The sequence below is a fragment of the Segatella hominis genome (assembly GCF_004535825.1).
Classification (GTDB): Bacteria; Bacteroidota; Bacteroidia; order Bacteroidales; family Bacteroidaceae; genus Prevotella; species Prevotella hominis.
On sequence record NZ_SGVY01000021.1, the window covers coordinates 1 to 18,738 of the forward strand.

General features: G+C 48.6%; 14 protein-coding genes and 1 riboswitch. Of the genes, 5 read left to right on the forward strand and 9 right to left on the reverse strand.

The genetic code is table 11. The annotated features are described in order from the left end of the window. Nucleotides 1–342: 342 nt before the first annotated feature. A riboswitch (TPP riboswitch) is annotated at nucleotides 343–436 on the forward strand. A gap of 164 nt (nucleotides 437–600) precedes the next feature. From thiS to thiH, 5 genes are all read left to right on the forward strand, one after another. Then, entirely contained in the window at nucleotides 601–798 is a 198-nt protein-coding gene (thiS, locus tag EXN75_RS09050) for a sulfur carrier protein ThiS (RefSeq protein ID WP_022111612.1), read from the forward strand. A 132-nt stretch (nucleotides 799–930) separates the two neighbouring features. After that, on the forward strand, nucleotides 931–1,569 hold the full coding sequence (locus tag EXN75_RS09055) for a thiamine phosphate synthase (RefSeq protein ID WP_134843555.1): 639 nt from the start codon (nucleotides 931–933) through the stop codon (nucleotides 1,567–1,569). Between the two features lie 132 nt (nucleotides 1,570–1,701). Next, a complete protein-coding gene (locus EXN75_RS09060) occupies nucleotides 1,702–2,475 on the forward strand; it encodes a thiazole synthase (protein WP_022111614.1) in 774 nt (257 codons plus the stop codon). 97 nt (nucleotides 2,476–2,572) lie between these two features. Beyond that, on the forward strand, nucleotides 2,573–4,267 hold the full coding sequence (gene thiC / locus EXN75_RS09065) for a phosphomethylpyrimidine synthase ThiC (RefSeq protein WP_118118659.1): 1,695 nt from the start codon (nucleotides 2,573–2,575) through the stop codon (nucleotides 4,265–4,267). Nucleotides 4,268–4,346: 79 nt separating this feature from the next. After that, nucleotides 4,347–5,486 (forward strand): 2-iminoacetate synthase ThiH, encoded by a 1,140-nt coding sequence (gene thiH / locus EXN75_RS09070; protein ID WP_134843556.1) that lies wholly within the window; start codon nucleotides 4,347–4,349, stop codon nucleotides 5,484–5,486. A gap of 241 nt (nucleotides 5,487–5,727) precedes the next feature. On the opposite strand, the gene EXN75_RS09075 is transcribed toward thiH, so the two are convergent. The 9 genes from EXN75_RS09075 to EXN75_RS09115 all read right to left on the reverse strand — a co-directional run bounded on the left by EXN75_RS09075 (nucleotide 5,728) and on the right by EXN75_RS09115 (nucleotide 18,473). Then, on the reverse strand, nucleotides 5,728–7,356 hold the full coding sequence (locus EXN75_RS09075) for a dipeptidase (RefSeq protein WP_371318223.1): 1,629 nt from the start codon (nucleotides 7,354–7,356) through the stop codon (nucleotides 5,728–5,730). A 163-nt stretch (nucleotides 7,357–7,519) separates the two neighbouring features. Next, entirely contained in the window at nucleotides 7,520–8,371 is an 852-nt protein-coding gene (gene nadC, locus EXN75_RS09080; protein ID WP_134843558.1) for a carboxylating nicotinate-nucleotide diphosphorylase, read from the reverse strand. A 119-nt stretch (nucleotides 8,372–8,490) separates the two neighbouring features. Beyond that, nucleotides 8,491–8,709: a hypothetical protein gene (locus tag EXN75_RS09085; protein WP_118118649.1), complete on the reverse strand. Its 219-nt coding sequence runs from the start codon at nucleotides 8,707–8,709 to the stop codon at nucleotides 8,491–8,493. A 222-nt stretch (nucleotides 8,710–8,931) separates the two neighbouring features. After that, nucleotides 8,932–9,981: a DUF4296 domain-containing protein gene (locus EXN75_RS09090; protein ID WP_134843559.1), complete on the reverse strand. Its 1,050-nt coding sequence runs from the start codon at nucleotides 9,979–9,981 to the stop codon at nucleotides 8,932–8,934. Nucleotides 9,982–9,983: 2 nt separating this feature from the next. Further along, complete coding sequence (locus tag EXN75_RS09095) at nucleotides 9,984–10,637, reverse strand: lipoprotein signal peptidase (RefSeq protein WP_134843560.1); 654 nt, start codon at nucleotides 10,635–10,637, stop codon at nucleotides 9,984–9,986. Then, nucleotides 10,638–11,024: a TraR/DksA family transcriptional regulator gene (locus EXN75_RS09100; protein WP_022111630.1), complete on the reverse strand. Its 387-nt coding sequence runs from the start codon at nucleotides 11,022–11,024 to the stop codon at nucleotides 10,638–10,640. A gap of 191 nt (nucleotides 11,025–11,215) precedes the next feature. Then, on the reverse strand, nucleotides 11,216–14,827 hold the full coding sequence (gene ileS, locus EXN75_RS09105; protein ID WP_134843561.1) for an isoleucine--tRNA ligase: 3,612 nt from the start codon (nucleotides 14,825–14,827) through the stop codon (nucleotides 11,216–11,218). A gap of 482 nt (nucleotides 14,828–15,309) precedes the next feature. Further along, nucleotides 15,310–17,304, reverse strand: a complete 1,995-nt coding sequence (locus tag EXN75_RS09110; RefSeq protein ID WP_134843584.1) for an NAD(+) synthase — start codon at nucleotides 17,302–17,304, stop codon at nucleotides 15,310–15,312. A 26-nt stretch (nucleotides 17,305–17,330) separates the two neighbouring features. Continuing rightward, entirely contained in the window at nucleotides 17,331–18,473 is a 1,143-nt protein-coding gene (locus EXN75_RS09115) for a DUF2027 domain-containing protein (protein ID WP_134843562.1), read from the reverse strand. Nucleotides 18,474–18,738 lie beyond the last annotated feature (265 nt).

Consider the following 18,738-nt stretch of genomic DNA (forward strand, 5'->3'; position numbering starts at 1 on the left):
AATTTTGCATTCATAACAGTTACTCTTTAAATCGTTGTTTTTTTGTTCTTTAGCGATTACAAAGATACAACTTTTTATCGAGAAACTGTTATTTTTACCCTACTATTTTGGGGTGGGAAACTTTAGTTTATAATAAGAGCAAAGATACGCTTTTATTTTGAAACTAACAAGAAAAATCATAAGAAGTTGAGAAAAAAAAGCGGTGACAACAGGTGAACGTCATCCATCTCTTTGTGGAAGCCAGAGACAGAGACGAGGCAGTGTATATCAACATCTGTTAATATACACTAAAAAACCGCCCTTTTGATACGACTTAAGGATATTATCAGTATATTTGCAAGATGAATGTCACGGGGGTGCTGAGAGATCGGCTGAGATTATACCCATTGAACCTGACGCAGATAATGCTGACGCAGGGAAATATGATATAACCAAGAGGATAATGACACTGGAATACTGCAAGATGAGTATCAGAAGGTGTATCCGAAAAAAAGCCCCTATTCTATGGCTAATGACCATGGATTAGGGGCTTTTTCCGTGATAAAAACAAGGACTTAAAATAAACGGCTATCAGCATAGCCCTTAAAAACAATTCGATTTATGAAAGTAAATATCAACAACAAGGAAACTGAGACTCAGGCTCTCAACGTTAAGCAACTGGCAGAAGAACTCAATCTTCCTGCCACAGGTGTAGCCGTTGCCATCAGCAACAATATGGTGCCTCGCGACGAATGGGAAACCACAAAGATCCTCGAAGGCGCTGACATCGTTATCGTAAAAGCTTTCTGCGGGGGATAAGGATTCTATATAAAGCTATGACTTTAGGATAATCTGAGTTTGACTTTAACATAAATAGACTCAAGATAACAGGCTATGGCTTTATGATAATAGAGTGAGTTTTTTAAATAACATGACGAAGAATTTAAAAAAATGGCAAAAATTTCATTAGACCGTTTCCGCCTGCAGTTCATCTCCCATCAGAATGAAAAGTTGGGGTATCTCGACGGTATCCGTGAGGCATTAGCTGGCGGATGCAAATGGATCCAGCTGCGCATGAAGGGAGCTACCGACGACGAAGTGCGCCCTATCGCCCTGCAGGTGAAGGAATGGTGCAGAGAACAGCAGGCCACCTTCCTCATCGATGACCGTGTGGCTCTCGTGAAGGAACTGCAGATAGACGGTGTGCATCTGGGCAAGAACGATATGCCTATCGCTGAAGCCCGCAAGATACTGGGCGACGGATTCATCATCGGCGGTACTGCCAACACCTTTGAGGATGTGAAGGCGCACTACGAGGCGGGAGCCGACTACATCGGTTGCGGTCCGTTCCGCTTTACCACCACCAAGGAGAAGCTCTCTCCTATCCTCGGACTGGAAGGATATAAGGACATCATCCAGAAGATGAAGGAAGAAAGCATCGACATCCCGCTCGTCGCCATCGGAGGCATTACCAAGGAGGATATCCCCGAAATCATGAAAACGGGAGTGAACGGCATCGCCCTCAGCGGTTGCATCCTCCATGCTGAAAATCCAGCAGAAGAAACCAGGGAGATTCTGGAGCTGCTATAAAGCTGGCTCTACGATTATCCAGACTCTGGAATTATCTTGTTTCTGCGATTATCAGCCTCCGGGATTATCCAGCCTCTGCAATAATCCAGCCCTCTCTATAAGAAAAAAATAAAAATATAAATCATAAAAACAATGGAAAAATTAGTAATTGCAGGCAGAGAATTCAACTCTCGCCTTTTCCTGGGAACAGGTAAGTTCAACAACAACCAGCTCATGGCTGAAGCCATCAAGGCTTCTGAAACAGAAATGGTTACCGTAGCCATGAAGCGTATCGAACTCGAAGACAAGCAGGACGATCTGCTCGCTCATATCGTGCAGAATCCTAACATCCAGCTTCTCCCTAACACCAGTGGCGTGCGCAACGCCGAGGAGGCAGTCTTCGCTGCACAGATGGCACGTGAGGCTTTCGGTACCAACTGGCTCAAGCTTGAAATCCACCCAGACCCTCGCTACCTTCTCCCAGACTCTATCGAGACTCTGAAGGCTACAGAGAAACTGGTGAAACTCGGTTTCGTGGTATTGCCATATTGTCAGGCAGATCCTACCCTCTGCAAGCACCTGGAAGAGGCTGGTGCTGCTACCGTGATGCCACTCGCTGCGCCTATCGGTACCAACAAGGGATTGAGAATGAAGGACTTCCTGCAGATCATCATCGAACAGGCTACTGTTCCTGTAGTAGTAGATGCGGGTATCGGTGCACCAAGCCATGCTGCAGAAGCAATGGAGATGGGTGCCAGCGCCTGCCTGGTGAATACCGCCATCGCCGTAGCCGGAGACCCTGTTGAGATGGCCAAGGCTTTCAAGGAGGCTGTCATCTGTGGTCGTCGCGCCTACGAGGCTGGTCTCGGAGCCATCAGCGACTGTGCTGAAGCAAGTTCTCCTCTCACCGCTTTCCTCAACGACTAATATAATATGATAAATCAAAAGGCATCAAGGATGAGGCAAAGAAGCAAGAATGCTCTTTTTACCTTTTTACCTTTTTACCTTTTTACCTTTAAACATTATGCCAAACGATAACAAAGCTTACGCCAAGAGAGAAAAGGCGTATATGCAGGGAAAACTCTTCCCTCAGATCAAAGTCGGAATGACCAAGGTGAACCTCACTCCTACGGTGGTGAAGGATGAGCGCGGCATTCCTCATACCGAGCCAAACGCTCCTGTGTATATCTACGATACCAGCGGTCCATACAGCGACCCTAACTATCAGGTGGACTTGAAGAAGGGACTGCCTCGCATGAGAGAGCAGTGGATTCTCGACCGCAATGATACCGAACAGCTCCAGGAAATCACCAGCGAATATGGTAAGCAGCGCCTGGCCGACCACAGTCTCGACCACCTCCGCTTCGAGCACATCCAGTTGCCTCGCCGTGCTCAGGCTGGCAAGCACATCACCCAGATGGCCTATGCCAAGGCGGGCATCGTGACCCCTGAGATGGAGTACGTGGCTATCCGCGAGAACATGAACTGCCAGGAGTTGGGCATCGACACCCACATCACTCCTGAATACGTGCGCGATGAGATTGCCCGTGGACGTGCCGTGCTTCCTGCCAACATCAACCACCCGGAGAGTGAACCGATGATCATCGGACGCAACTTCCTCGTGAAGATCAATACCAATATCGGCAACTCTGCCACTACCTCCAGCATCGAGGAAGAGGTGGACAAGGCGGTATGGTCTTGCAAATGGGGAGGCGATACTTTGATGGACCTCTCTACCGGCGACAACATCCACGAGACCCGTGAATGGATTGTCCGCAACTGCCCTGTACCTGTAGGAACCGTGCCTATCTACCAGGCTCTGGAGAAGGTGAACGGCAAGGTGGAAGACCTGAACTGGGAGGTATTCCGTGATACCCTCATCGAACAGTGCGAGCAGGGTGTGGACTACTTCACCATCCATGCCGGTATCCGTCGTCACAACGTGCATCTCGCTGACAGCCGTCTCTGCGGCATCGTGAGCCGTGGCGGTAGTATCATGAGCAAGTGGTGTCTCTACCACGACCAGGAGAGTTTCCTCTATGAGCACTTCGATGATATCTGCGACATCGTGGCACAGTATGACGTAGCCCTTTCTTTGGGCGATGGTCTGCGCCCAGGTTGTATCGCCGATGCCAACGATGCAGCCCAGTTTGCCGAGTTGGATACCATGGGCGAACTCGTTACCCGTGCCTGGGACAAGAACGTACAGGCATTCATCGAGGGTCCTGGCCACGTGCCAATGCAGAAGATCAAGGAGAACATGGAGCGCCAGCTCGACCACTGTCACGAGGCACCATTCTACACCCTCGGCCCATTGGTTACTGATATCGCTCCAGGTTACGACCACATCACTTCAGCCATCGGTGGCGCCCAGATAGCATGGCTCGGTACTGCGATGCTCTGCTATGTAACACCGAAGGAGCACCTCGCATTGCCTAACAAGGAGGATGTGCGCACAGGTGTGGTAACCTATAAGATTGCCGCTCATGCAGCCGATTTGGCCAAGGGTCATCCAGGCGCAACCATCCGCGACAATGCCCTCTCCAAGGCCCGCTTCGAGTTCCGCTGGAGAGACCAGTTCCACCTCTCGCTCGACCCAGAGCTCGCCTTGAAGTATTTCGAGGAGGCTGGTCATACCGAGGGTGAATACTGCACCATGTGTGGTCCTAACTTCTGTGCAGCCAAGTTGACTCACGATTTGAGAAAATATAAAAAATAAAGTAAGGTAAAAGCAAAGTCTGCCGGCTCATTTCTCACCAGAGGGAGGAGCAGGCAGCACTTTAGAAATTCATAGGAATATGTTTTCAGACGAATTAAAGAATATCAGTTGGGAGGAGACCACGGAGCGTATCGCTCGCATGACCGATAATGATGTACGCCGTGCCCTCGCCAAGGACCATTGCGATGTAAACGACTTCATGGCAATGATTTCACCGGCAGCAGAACCATATCTGGAGGTGATGGCCCGTCTCTCCCGCAAATATACAGAGGAGCGCTTCGGCAAGACTATGTCGATGTTCATCCCTCTCTACATCACCAATTCATGCTCCAACTCCTGCGTGTATTGCGGTTTCCACCGCGAGAATCCGATGGCACGCACCATCCTCACCCCTGAGCAGATCGAGAACGAATACAAGGCTATCAAGCAGCTGGCTCCATTCGAGAACATCCTGCTCGTGACGGGCGAAAACCCGGCAAAGGCTGGCACCCCTTATCTCGCCAAGGCCATCGACATCGCCAAGAAGTATTTCTCCAACGTGAAGATTGAGGTGATGCCGCTCTCTACCGAGGACTACAAGACCCTCGCTGACCATGGTATGAACGGTGTGATCTGCTTCCAGGAGACCTACCACCGCGACAATTACAAGCTCTACCACCCACGTGGCATGAAGAGCAAGTTTGAGTGGCGCTGCAATGGCTTCGACCGCATGGGTATGGCAGGTGTCCACTCCATCGGTATGGGTGTGCTCATCGGACTGGAGAAGGAGTGGCGCACGGACGTAGTGATGATGGCTCACCACCTGCGCTACCTGCAGAAGCACTACTGGAAGACGAAGTATAGTGTGAATTTCCCTCGTATGCGCCCAGCACAGAACGAAGGATTCCAGCCTAACTGTTTCATGACCGACAAGCAGTTGGCACAGGCTACATTCGCCATGCGCATCTTCGACCACGACGTAGATATTTCCTACTCTACCCGTGAGCCAGCCAACATCCGTGACAACATGGCTACCCTCGGTGTCACCACCATGTCGGCTGAATCCAAGGTAAATCCAGGTGGTTATCATACATATCCTCAGGCGCTGGAGCAGTTCACCGTGAGCGATGAGCGTACCGCCAAGGTAATCAATGCAAGACTGAAGGAACTGGGCAGAGAACCAGTCTGGAAAGACTGGGATGCCTCATTCGACTTCTTCGGAAATGTAGCTAACGGATAAAGAAGATTTTATAAAACAGAACATAATAAAAAAGCCTGGCTTCTATTTCTCCCTAAGAAGAGAATAAGAAGCCAGGCTTTCCTGTATTCAACTTATTTAATCTTTATCTCGCCAAATTATGCAAGGTCTTGTTGGCAGCATCATTGATTGCATCATGGGCTTTCTGGTGAGCCTCATTCACCTGGTTGGCAGCCTTCTGGTTGACAAAGGGGAACAAGGAGAACCCGTTTGTCCTGAGTTTCTACTCAGGACAAACGAATTTATCTCCAGTCTGCTTGATTAGCTCACGAGCATATTTCTCTGGATATCCCGGACGAACTGGGCGTGCACCGAGCCCCTCCTTCGTACGCTCGAAAGTTCCATTCTTGGTGGTTGGCTTGATGATCATATCATTATACTTCACCACGAGATAAGTATGGAGCTGCTTCCAGCGACCGAGCATCTGCTGCGCCTTCTCTACACCATAATCGTTGAGGTACTTCACTGCCTGCTGAGGATTCTGGGCATAGAGTTCGAGCGCCTTGTCCTCCACCTGCTTCTGGGCAGCAAAATAACTGTTGTCGAGACTGTCGCGAACCTCCTTCAAACTTGGGAACAGCTGGCTGTAACGTGGATAAACCATGTTGCTCACCATATTGCAAACCCAGTAAGCATTCTTATCGCTGAAGGTCACGGCATCTGCGCCAGGCGTATTGTAGCACTCTGGACGAATGGTAGAACTGCAGTAGATAGGTGTAAAGGCCACCATGTTGGCATCATCATTGCCAAACCAGAGCACACCACCGATCTCGCGTGGCAACCAAGAACGCATCTGGCTCACATATACGAAACCACTCTGCTGAGTGCTGACAGGGCGCTCGTTGAAGCACTGCTTGCCATCCACCTTGAATGTCAGAGGAGTTGGACGGTAAGGCATCTGCCAGATACCGCCACCGATATCATCGCCATCAGCCACAGAGAGCGGAGTACCCTCATAATGGTCTCTCATGCAAGCCTCTACATCCTTTACGCTCACCTTCTTGTCAGGAATCACCCAGAGTGGCATATCCTCAGCATTCGGATCCTTGCCGAGTGCCCAAGGCAGATAACGGCTCATATCCTTGAAGTGGTTGAGCAAAGCCCAAGCACGGGCATCGCAGAAGCGGCGACCCGAGAAATCCGGTTTGGCATAAGCCATCTTCCAGGAGAAGTCAGCATCCTTGCCGCTGAACCAGCCCTTGCTGCGCGCGAAGGCTACCACGTCCTTGGCAAACATGACATTCTTCTTGTCCTTCATATTAAACTTGCCGATGCGACTCTGGTTAGCATGGGCACAGATAGCCTCATCAGGGATGCGCTGAGCCACCCAGACCACGCCCTTGCTGCCCGGTCCCTTGCCCATCATCTCCATGATCCAAGCCTCGTTAGGATCGCAGATGGTAAAGGTCTCACCTTCTGAATTATAACCGTAGGTCTGCGCCAGTGTAGTCATCACCTTGATAGCCTCGCGAGCGGTCTTACTGCGCTGCAAAGCCACGTAGATGAGTGAACCATAGTCTAAGATACCGGTAGAATCCACCATTTCCTCGCGACCACCATAGGTAGTCTCGCCGATGGTCACCTGATATTCGTTGATATTACCGATAACACTGTAGGTCTCGGCAGCCTCAGGAATCTCTCCGTGATAAACATTGGTATCCCAGTCAAAAATCTTGCGCATCTCGCCCTTGGCATGCTTGCCCGCAGGATAATGGGCGAGATTCTGGAACATACCATAGTCGTCGGCACTGTAAGAGCACATCACCGAACCATCTACAGATGCTTTCTTGCCCACGATGAAATTGGTGCAGGCATCAGCCTCAGATACACTGCCCATCATAGCCACAGCCATCAAGGCCGAAGCAAAAATCTTATTCATAAAATATACCTTAATTAATATACACCTAAATGCAATGTGGAGTTAGAAAAGTCTCCTAACTCCACAAAATTATTTCAGAAGAACAAAGAGAAAAGCATTTGAATTCTTCACTCTTCCCTCTTCACTTAAATCACTCTTAATCACAAGCCTTGAAACTCATGTCCAAGCCCTTCACGCTATGTGTCAAGGCACCTACAGAGATGAAATCCACACCCTGCTCGGCATAGTCGCGGATGGTATCGTAGGTGATACCGCCAGAAGACTCCGTCTCATACTTGCCAGCGATGATATCCACCGCCTTCTTGGTATCAGGCACAGAGAAATTGTCGAGCATGATACGGTTTACACCACCGTGCTTCAAAACCTGGTCGAGCTCATCAAAGCTGCGCACCTCGATTTCGATTTTCAGGTTGAGCCCCTTCTCCTTGAGGTAAGCATGGCAACGGTCGATAGCATTGTCGATACCACCAGCGAAGTCGATATGGTTGTCCTTGAGCAGGATCATATCGAAGAGACCGATGCGATGGTTCATACCGCCGCCGATCTTCACCGCCTGCTTCTCCAGCATTCGGAGACCTGGAGTAGTCTTGCGGGTGTCCAGGATATGAGTCTTGGTACCCTCAAGGCGCTTCACGTACTTGGCGGTCATGGTAGCGATACCGCTCATACGCTGCATGATGTTGAGCATCAAGCGCTCAGTCTGGAGGAGAGAACGGGTCTTTCCTGTCACGATCATCGCGATGTCGCCTTTCTTCACAGGAGTACCATCCTGAATGAGAACCTCCACCTTCATGGTAGGATCAAAGCGAGCAAACACCTTCTTGGCTATCTCTACACCAGCCAACACACCGTCTTCCTTGATAAGCAGATGACTCTTGCCCATCGCATCTTCAGGGATGCAACAAAGGGTTGTGTGGTCACCATCACCGATATCCTCAGCAAATGCCAAGTCAATCAACTTGTCTTCTAATTGATCTACGCTTAACATAAATATTCTTTTTAAAAATTAATGATTCTTGTTTTTATTCTTTAAAGCCTTAGCTCTACATCTGAAGCCTTAGTTTTTTTTTAAGCCTTAGCTCTGCTTCTGAAGCTTCAACCTCAGTTTTATTCTAAAATTCTTCCATTCCAGTAGGCTCTCCGGATTCCTTCCTCATCGCATTTCACCTCGATGAGTCCGCCCAACCATTCCGTCATCGGAAGTTCATCCCGAAACTCGAAATAGTTGACCACCCTTCCTTCCATCAGTTCCACCACAGCTTGCTGCAGGCAGTCACCTCCCGGAAGTCGAACCTCATGAGCGCCGCACCTTCTGATTTCTTCCATTCTCATTTCCTCCTCTATTCTTCTTTCATCCTCCTTTATCATTAATTCCCTCTAAAATCCCCTTATTTTTTAGGGGGACTTTTCTCTTCTTTTTAAAAGCTCCTTAAGAGAGAGTTTCTCACTTTTTATTTAAGAGCCCCTTAAGAAAGAGTTTCTCTCTTTTAATTATTTAGAAAGAATCTTTTCCTAAATTCTCTTTCCTTCAATCTTTCCTATCCTCTATCATTTCACTTCTATCTTCTGAAGTCTGTCTGGCGGAACGGCAGAACCGCCAGGACCGGATAATTGAGGACGAAGAGGAAGAGAACGGCCTGATACAGGAGAAACAGATGAACCTGATGGAGAACCAGCAGATGAACCAGAAACCGAACCTGCAGGTGAACCAGCAGATGAACCAGAACCAGGACCCCCCGGAGCATTCAGACCCTCATTTCGAGCATTAGCAGAATCCCCTGCTACAGTCTGACTTCCCATCGGCTGCGGTTTCATGCGAAGCTTCACGAGCTTGATATGATGCACGAACATCAGCTTCATGGTGGTATAGGATGCTGCACCACCGAAATCGCCCACGTTCAGGAGGAAATAGCCCTTCACACTCTTGATGCCCAAACTGTCGCGGTCTTCCACCTGAATAGAATAACTCTGCGAACTGGACATACTGGAATTGCTGTAAGCCACACTATCGTTCTTGAAGGTGACAGCAAGCATCGCCACACCATCACGCATACCCTCCTGGAAGAGGAACTGTGCCTCGAAATTGAGCATCAGCTTATCGCCCTTATGGAACGAAGTATCCACCGGCACCTCAAAACTATAATAGTTGTAAGGCTTGTAAGTGCTAAGCACCATCGCAGAAGGACCCTTCCAGATATTGGCAGTATCGCTGGAAGCTATATCGCCCAGACTGTTCAAATCACTGACGTCAGCACCCATCGCCTGCGCCTCAGCAGTAAGCCGGTCGCCCAATTTCACGTAGATGTCGTGCAGCAGTTTCGTATGGCGCATATAATAGACCATCGACGAATCAAACTCGGCAGCCGTAATACCATGTTTCTTGAAAACGGCCTCGCGATAAGTAATCATCGCAGCATCACCATCCTGACGGGAATTATCGTTGGCCATCGCCTCAGCTATATGAAAGTCGTAGAGCACATTCTCCATTTCCTTCTCGGAAAGATACTCTCCCGGCACGGAAGGCTTACATGAAGCAATGCATGCCAAGAAGCTGATACCCAAGAAGATACCCCAAAATGCTTTATTCAATGATTTCATTCTTATTCCTTTTCTTGTTCATTTTCCTTCTTTCCTCCTCCCAACTGTTCCAGTTCCTTACGACAGAAAAGTAAGAGCGAGATGACACCTACAGAAACGCAGGAATCAGCGAAATTGAATACTGGGTCGAAGAAAGTACCATGCTGTCCACCGAAGAAAGGCACCCAGTCTGGCCACGTATAAGTGAAAAATGGGAAGCGGAACATATCCACCACCTTGCCCATCAGCACACCAGCATAACCCGTTCCGAAAGGCACCATATAGGAAACATATTCGGTGGATGAAGCCGTGAAGATGAGACCGTAGAAGATGGAGTCCAGCATATTGCCGATGGCACCCGTCAGCACCAATGCCACAAGATAGATGTACAGCTTGCGGTGGGTTCCGCGCTGAATGATGCGGCGCAGATACCAGAACAGCACGCAGATGGCAACAATTCTCAGCAGACTGAGCCAGAACTTGCCGATGAACGACATGCCCCATGCCATACCATTATTCTCGACGAACTCAATATAAAACCAATCTGTAACACGAACCGACTCGCCAAGGCAAAAATGGGTTTTGATATAGAGCTTGATAATCTGGTCGATTATCAAGAGTATCACCACCATTGCCGTGACGAGCCAGCCTGTCTTTACCTTTTTATTTTCTTTCATTTATTTACGATTTCTTGCCTCCTTGGAAGCTACACTCAATGTGGCATGAGGAACAGCACGAAGACGCTCTTTAGGAATCAGCTCACCAGTTTCACGGTCGATACCATAAGTCTTGTTTTCGATACGGACCAGCGCTGCCTCCAAACCCTTGATGAATTTCTGCTGGCGCTGTGCCATCTGTATGATCTCTTCCTTACTCTGGGCCTCACTACCCTCTTCGAGAGCCTTGTAGGTAGGTGATGTATCTACGATATCATTACTGTCGGAATGATTCAGCTGAGCCATCATCTCCTTGTAGTTCAAACGAGCCACTTTCAATTTCTCTTCAATAATAGCGCGGAACTCCTCGAGCTCCTCATCGCTATAACGTAGTTTTTCGTTAGCCATAGACATTTATTGTTATGCAGTTATTAATCTTGTTTATTTAGTTATTTTTGTTTCCGGATAAACAGCAGAAGTTAGAAGCAAACAGTTGGGGAAACTCCTTCTTGAGGGGAATTCCGGCTCCACTCGGGAGGGACTCCGTCTCTGCTTTTCGGGGATATTCCTGACTCCTTACTTCTAACTCCTTACATTATTTAATTCTTCTCTACGAGAAGGTTCAACTTAAAGTCATCAAATTCGGTCTCGACACCTGCGTTGTCACCGATTTCGATGCTGTCTGCCAACACCTGACCCTTGATGTAGTCGCCGAATGCCTCGATGGCTGCGTTGGTCTCCTCATTGGAAGCCACTGTCACCTTGATGCGGTCGGTAATCTCCAAGCCGGTCTCCTTGCGGAGGTTCTGGATACGGTTGATCAACTCACGTGCCATACCCTCCTTCTTCAACTCTGGAGTCAATTCTACCTCAAGTGCCACGGTCAGATTGCCCTCGTTAGAAACGAGCCATCCTGGGATATCCTCAGAGATAATCTCCACGTCGGCTACCTCTACTACGGCTTCCTGTCCGTCGATATTCAATGTGATGTTGCCTGCCTTCTCGAAAGCTGCAATCTGATCCTGATCGAGTGCTGACATCTGGGCTGCAACACCCTTCATCAGCTTGCCGAACTTCTTACCCATCACTCTGAAGTTACACTTCACCTTCTTCACGAGAATGCCCTGACCCTCAATGAAGTTCACCTCCTTCACGTTCACCTCGTTCTTCAACAGGCCAGCTACAGCCTCGATGTGTGCTTTCTGTACATCATCTACGGCAGGAATCATGATCTGCTGGAGTGGCTGGCGCACCTTGATGTTCACCTTGCGGCGCAATGCCAATACCATAGAAGTAATCTTCTGGGCGATGGCCATACGCTCCTCCAAGTCTGCATCGATAGCAGCTTCATCAGCTACTGGGAACTTATCCAGGTGTACGCTCTTCAACTCGCCGCCCAAGTCGTGATACAACTCGTCAGCATAGAATGGAGCGAATGGAGCCAACAACTTAGCCACTGTCATCAGACAAGTATAGAGAGTCTGGTAAGCGCTCAACTTATCCTCGCTCATCTCCTTACCCCAGAAACGTTTACGGTTCAGACGAACATACCAGTTAGAGAGGTCATCGTTGACGAAAGCGTCGATGAGACGGCCTGCGCGGGTTGGATCGTAGCCAGCCAACTCTCTGTCAACGCCCTTGATGAGGGTATTGAGTGAAGAGAGAATCCAGCGGTCGATCTCTGGGCGCTTCTCGAATGGCACCTGAGCAGCCTCTGCATCGAAACCATCTACGTTAGCATAGAGGGCGAAGAAGCTGTATGTATTATATAAGGTACCGAAGAACTTACGACGAGTCTCGTCCACACCATTAGGGTCGAACTTGAGGTTGTCCCAAGGCTCACTGTTGGTCATCATATAGAAACGAACAGGGTCGGCACCATACTTATCGATCATCTCGAAAGGGTTGGTCACATTGCCCACGTGCTTACTCATCTTGTTGCCCTTAGCATCGAGCACGAGACCAGAAGAGATGACGTTCTTGAAGGCTACGCTGTCGAATACCATGGTAGCGATAGCATGCAGGGTGAAGAACCATCCACGGGTCTGATCCACGCCCTCATTGATGAAGTCGGCTGGATAGAACTTAGGAGGAATAGCATATCCCTCGTAGGTGCTGTGGATGAGTGCATCGCGGTCTGCCTCTGTGCCACGAGCCATCTCACCCTCGAATGGGTAGTGGAGCTGGGCGTAAGGCATTGAACCTGAATCAAACCAAACGTCAATCAAGTCGCTCTCACGATACATTGGCTTGCCCTCCTCGTTGACCAATACAATCTTGTCAACGTATGGACGGTGGAGGTCAATCTTATCATAGTTTTCCTGACTGTAGTCGCCAGGCACGAAACCATTCTCTTTCAATGGGTTGCTTTGCATGATGCCAGCAGCCACAGACTTCTCGATTTCAGCATAGAGTTCCTCGAGACTGCCGATGCACTTCTCGCCACGGTTCTCATCACGCCAGATTGGCAATGGAGTACCCCAGAAGCGGGAACGTGAAAGGTTCCAGTCGTTCAGGTTCTCAAGCCAGTTGCCGAAACGGCCAGTACCGGTGCTCTCTGGCTGCCAGTTGATGGTCTTGTTGAGTTCTACCATGCGCTCCTTGCGGGCAGTATCCTTGATAAACCAGCTATCCAACGGATAATAGAGGATAGGCTTGTCGGTACGCCAGCAGTGAGGATAGTTGTGCACGTGCTTCTCACTCTTGAAAGCCTTGCCCTCCTGCTTCAACTCGTAGCAGATTACGATGTTCAGGTCTTCAGCCTTATCAGAAGCCTTCTTATCCCAAACACCATCCACATTAAACTGTGGATCGTAGGCATTCTTCACGTAGTCGCCTGCGTGATGAGCGTATGCCTCCTTGTTGACGCAAGCGCTTACGAAGTTGGCATCGAGGTCTTCGATGAGATAGAACTTACCCTGGAGGTCAACCATAGGGCGGGTCTCGCCCTTCTTATTAATAAGGTAGAGCGCAGGGATGTTGGCATCCTTAGCTACCTTGGCATCATCAGCACCGAATGTAGGAGCGATATGAACGATACCGGTACCATCATCGGTAGTAACGTAGTCGCCGAGGATGACACGGAAAGCCTCGCTGTCCATCTCAACAAACTTATCGCGACCATCCTCAGAAGCGAATACCTTCTCAGGATGAGCAGCAGCATATTCTGTAACGAACTGAGGCGCAAAGGCATCTACCTTCTCGCATGGCTTCACCCAAGGAAGGAGCTGCTCGTAGTGCAAACCTTCGAGGTCGGTACCCTTCATGTGGTCGATGATGCGCCATGGGCACAGCTTCTTCTCCTTGTCGAATGGAAGGAGATCGCCCTCCTTGCACTCCTGGTCAGCCTTCAGATAAGAACCTACCAAAGCCTCAGCCATCACGAGTGTCATAGGCTCGCCATTGTAGAGGTTGTAGGTCTCAATAGCTACATAGTCAATCTTAGGACCCACACAGAGAGCCACATTTGATGGCAATGTCCAAGGTGTAGTAGTCCATGCGATGAAATATGGTTTACCCCACTTGGTCCATTCAGCCTTAGGATCCTTGATGAGGAACTGTGCTGTGGTGGTGAGGTCCTTCACGTCGCGGTAGCAGCCAGGCTGGTTCAACTCGTGAGAACTCAAACCGGTACCTGCACCTGGAGAATAAGGCTGGATGGTGTAACCCTTGTAGAGCAAGCCCTTGTTGTAGAGCTGCTTGAGGAGCCACCAGAGGGTCTCGATATACTTGTTATCGTAAGTGATATAAGGATGATCGAGATCTACGAAGTAACCCATTTTCTCGGTCAGATCACGCCATTCAGCAGTGAACTTCATCACGTTCTCGCGACACTTATGGTTGTAGTCCTCTGTAGAGATATACTTCTCAGAAGCCTTGTTGTCAATATCCTTCTTGGTAATGCCGAGTTCCTTCTCGACACCGAGTTCAACAGGAAGTCCGTGAGTATCCCATCCCGCCTTGCGGTGTACCTGAAAACCCTTCATAGTCTTGTATCTGTTGAATGTATCCTTGATACTACGTGCCAACACGTGGTGAATACCCGGGTGGCCGTTAGCTGATGGAGGTCCCTCGAAGAAGATAAACTGAGGGCAGCCTTCACGCTCGTCAATAGACTTGTGGAAGATATCATTCTTCTCCCACTCTGCTAAAACGTCATTGTTGGTCTTTGTCAAATTCAGACCATTGTGCTCGGCAAATTTCTTAGCCATATTATCTGTATATTTATTATTATTTTTACTTTTGGGCGCAAAGTTACGAAAAAAATATCTTTCTACCGAATAATCGCTTTTAAATTTATATAATTTTTCCATTAAAAATCCCGATTTAAACATCAGAATCGCTCTTGATGCCTAAATCGGGAAACAATATCATGTAGGGCTGCAGCGGAAACCATCAGCCCAAATGCTAAAATCTAAAACGATTTTGGGGTTGAAAATCAGTCCAGACTATCCAACCACTTCTGACCCCACTTACTTTTCAGCCAAAGTAACATAATAGATGCTATTAATGCAATAATGCCATAAATAATAGTCATTCCATCAGCGAATCCCATCAAAACTATAGTTAATGCAAAATCCATAACTCTTAACTCTGATTTAAAAATCAATATTCTGTTTGACTTTGCAAATATAAGAAAATATCCGGCAAAGTGGGATGATTCTATTCTATATTTAACAGTTTTTACACTAAACTACAGGCTTTCCGCTTCCTGCAACCAGATGGTAGAAGTAGCATCAGAAGGCATGCGCCAGTCGCCACGAGGACTCAGGCTCACACTTCCCACTTTCGGTCCATCAGGCAGACAGCTGCGCTTGAACTGCTGGTTGAAGAAACGGCGCACGAAGGTCTTGAGCCACTTCTTGATGGTCTCCTCATCATAGAAATCAGGATCATTATCACTGATCTTTACGCGCTCTCCTGTCGTCTCCAAGAAAGCCTTCTTGGCAAGCAGGAAGATCTTGCTCGGACGGAAACCGAAGCGCAGGAAATAGTAGAGAAAGAAATCATGCAACTCGTAAGGTCCCACCAAATCTTCCGTTTTCTGCTTGATATTGCCGTTTTCGTCGGCTGGTATCAGCTCCGGACTGATCGGCGTATCGATGATATCCTGTAGGGTAATGCGACTCTGCTCGTCCACCCCACTCTCTGCCACGTAGTTCACCAAGTGACGAATCAGGGTCTTAGGGATGCTGGCATTCACACCATACATACTCATGTGGTCGCCATTATAGGTAGCCCAACCGAGCGCCAATTCAGAGAGGTCGCCCGTACCGATTACCATACCGCCACACTGGTTGGCAAGATCCATCAGTATTTGTGTACGCTCGCGCGCCTGCGAATTTTCATAGGTTACATCATGCACCTCCATATCATGCCCGATGTCCTCGAAATGTTGAGTTACAGCCTTGGCGATGCTGATTTCACGGATGGTGATGCCGAGGCTCTCCATCAGCGTGATGGCATTGTTGTAGGTGCGGTCGGTGGTTCCGAATCCCGGCATAGTGACACCGATGATACCCTTGCGGTTCATGCCCAATTTATCGAATGTTTTCACGCAAACCAACAGGGCTAACGTAGAGTCCAGTCCTCCGCTGATGCCCACCACCACGGTCTTGGCGTGGGTATGCACGATTCGCTTCGCCAAACCCATCACCTGGATATTGAAAATCTCCTCGCAGGAAGCCTTCATATCGGTAGTAGCTGGGATGAAAGGATGTGGATTCACCTCGCGCTCCAATACAAAATCACGGACATTCTCGGCAGGATGTGTATCAATCACGGTGATACCAAACTGCTTGTTGAGCACGGAATATTTGATATTGCGCTGGGCATTCACGTAGGTAGAATTGGTGCGGCGTTCAGAACGAAGCTTCTCCACATCAATCTGAGCCACAACCATTTGAGCCTCTAAGCTGAAACGTTCACTTTCATCCAACAAAGCACCGTTTTCATAGATCAGAGCGTTGCCTCCATAGACCACATCCTGAGTACTCTCACCAAATCCGCAGGAACTGTAAACATAACCGGTTATCGTGCGGGCACTCTGCTGGGAGAGCAGACTCTTCAGATAACTGTTCTTGCCAATCAGCTCATCTGTAGCCGAGAGGTTGAAGATGATATCAGCACCCGCCAAAGCCAACTTGTTGCTTGGAGGCGCAGGAGCCCAAACATCCTCACAGATTTCCACACCAAACTGGAATCCGTCAAAGGTACGGAAGAGCTGCACGTCAGGAGTCAGTTTCACCTTATGTCCGGCAAAACGGATTTCCTGTTCACGGAGATCCTGAGCCGATGCAAACCATCGCTTCTCATAGAACTCACTGTAGTTAGGCAGGTAGGTCTTTGGTACGATGCCCAATATCTGTCCCTGCTGAATGACGATTGCACAGTTGAGCAACAGATCGCCAGCCACGACAGGAGCGCCCACAATGGCGATGATATCGAGTTTGCGGGTGAAATCGAGCAGCATCATCACGCTCTGTTCCGTTGCCTCCAACAGGATTTGCTGGCGGAAAAGGTCCTGACAGGTATATCCCGTGAGCGAAAGTTCAGGGAAAGTAATCACCTCCACACCCTTGCCCTCAGCCAAGATAATCTGTTCTTCTATCTTCTGAATATTGAAAATGACATCTCCCACACGTACTGCTGGGATTGCACTTGCCACCTTCATAAAGCCATATTTCATATTCATAATTCTTCACTCTTCGTTCTTCACTTAATCGTAACCTGAGTTGCTCCATAACCATACTCCTGGAAGGAAGCATCCTGATAAGAGCAGGACTTATAGCGGTAGTTCAGTTCATGGACGATGGCCTGGCGGAGCACTCCCTCACCCTTTCCATGGATGAAGATAATCTTCTGACCTTTGCGGTTCTTGTATTCAGCCATAGTCTTCTTGAACACATCTACCTGGTAGTGCAGGATATCAGCAGTATTCATGCCGGCAGTCGTCTCCAGCACCTCGTCAGCATGCAGGTCGATCACCACGGTTCCGTCGTCCTTCTTCTGCTTCTTCTTGCTCTCGTTGGCGATAATCTTCTCGTCCTTATACATCTGCTCCTTCAATCTCTTGGAGTCAACGACCAATGGTCTTGCCACCTCATCATTCTCCACGATGGTAAAGAGCAAGGCAGGTGTCTCGAAGAAATCATTCTCCTCGAAGAGATGCAACTTATAGAACTTCACTGGATCCAGACGGAACTGCACGTCGGTAGCTGGCTTGAGGAGGAAAGGCTTATCCTTCTTGTAGGCTACCATTTGGACGGCAATATGCCCCATCTCATTAAGCACGTCACGACCGAATTCCTCGATGAAGAGCTTCGTGTTCGGTTCTACCTCTCCACAGCCCTTCAGCGTCCAGGCATTACCCTCAGCTACGAGATAAGTATATTGGATATAATAGTTGCTGTCGTTGACGAAGTAAGTCTCGAAACGGGTATTCGTGATTTCCTTGATATCCACCGGTACGAAGGCAAGATAAGCGCTGAGCTTGTTGCCGCCGTCACGTTCACGGGCAGGAGCCTGGAAGGTAATCTCACGGTCGGCAGCATCATACTCGTCCACATTCATATCCACCTCCACATCATGCTGGTTGAGGATTGACTTAATGCTTCGGCTGTCGTTCTTCAGTTCCGTGTTGGAACGTTCCTCTGCAGCCTGTTTGGCATCCATTTTGGCAGAAATCATTTTACCCATGGCATAATCGTCCTGTTCCACCACTACCACGTCGTGGATGGAAGTAGGAATCTCGAAGCCATCCTCGTCCATCACCATCACGATATCTTTACCCTGGAAGCCGGAGATCTTTCCGCCTCCCACTTCACTCAGGAATCTTACTTTATCACCTATTTTCATCTTTGTTTTCTATTTGTTTGGTGCAAAGATACAAAAGATATTGTAAATGGCGAAAAGATTTATCTTTTTTATCACAATTCGTGCAGATTTCGATGAATTTGTCGAAAAACAATTCAGAGAAGGAAAACAAACGAAACAAAAAAACCGGTCAAGCTCTTCCAAAGAGCCCGACCGGAAAACTTATTACTTTGATTAATTAAATATTGATATATTAGTATCTCTCAGAGAGAGAACGTATATCCCTAAGTATTTGAAGAGAGTTTAT

What these genes read in the sequence shown, in the direction of transcription:
- EXN75_RS09055 (WP_134843555.1), top strand. Translation starts at nt 931, where the DNA reads ATGGCAAAAATTTCATTAGACCGTTTCCGCCTGCAGTTCATCTCCCAT.
- EXN75_RS09060 (WP_022111614.1), top strand. Translation starts at nt 1,702, where the DNA reads ATGGAAAAATTAGTAATTGCAGGCAGAGAATTCAACTCTCGCCTTTTC.
- EXN75_RS09090 (WP_134843559.1), bottom strand. Translation starts at nt 9,981, where the DNA reads ATGAAATCATTGAATAAAGCATTTTGGGGTATCTTCTTGGGTATCAGC.
- EXN75_RS09100 (WP_022111630.1), bottom strand. Translation starts at nt 11,024, where the DNA reads ATGGCTAACGAAAAACTACGTTATAGCGATGAGGAGCTCGAGGAGTTC.
- thiS (WP_022111612.1), top strand. Translation starts at nt 601, where the DNA reads ATGAAAGTAAATATCAACAACAAGGAAACTGAGACTCAGGCTCTCAAC.
- ileS (WP_134843561.1), bottom strand. Translation starts at nt 14,827, where the DNA reads ATGGCTAAGAAATTTGCCGAGCACAATGGTCTGAATTTGACAAAGACC.
- thiH (WP_134843556.1), top strand. Translation starts at nt 4,347, where the DNA reads ATGTTTTCAGACGAATTAAAGAATATCAGTTGGGAGGAGACCACGGAG.
- EXN75_RS09095 (WP_134843560.1), bottom strand. Translation starts at nt 10,637, where the DNA reads ATGAAAGAAAATAAAAAGGTAAAGACAGGCTGGCTCGTCACGGCAATG.
- EXN75_RS09110 (WP_134843584.1), bottom strand. Translation starts at nt 17,304, where the DNA reads ATGAAATATGGCTTTATGAAGGTGGCAAGTGCAATCCCAGCAGTACGT.
- nadC (WP_134843558.1), bottom strand. Translation starts at nt 8,371, where the DNA reads ATGTTAAGCGTAGATCAATTAGAAGACAAGTTGATTGACTTGGCATTT.
- EXN75_RS09085 (WP_118118649.1), bottom strand. Translation starts at nt 8,709, where the DNA reads ATGGAAGAAATCAGAAGGTGCGGCGCTCATGAGGTTCGACTTCCGGGA.
- EXN75_RS09115 (WP_134843562.1), bottom strand. Translation starts at nt 18,473, where the DNA reads ATGAAAATAGGTGATAAAGTAAGATTCCTGAGTGAAGTGGGAGGCGGA.
- thiC (WP_118118659.1), top strand. Translation starts at nt 2,573, where the DNA reads ATGCCAAACGATAACAAAGCTTACGCCAAGAGAGAAAAGGCGTATATG.
- EXN75_RS09075 (WP_371318223.1), bottom strand. Translation starts at nt 7,356, where the DNA reads ATGGCTGTGGCTATGATGGGCAGTGTATCTGAGGCTGATGCCTGCACC.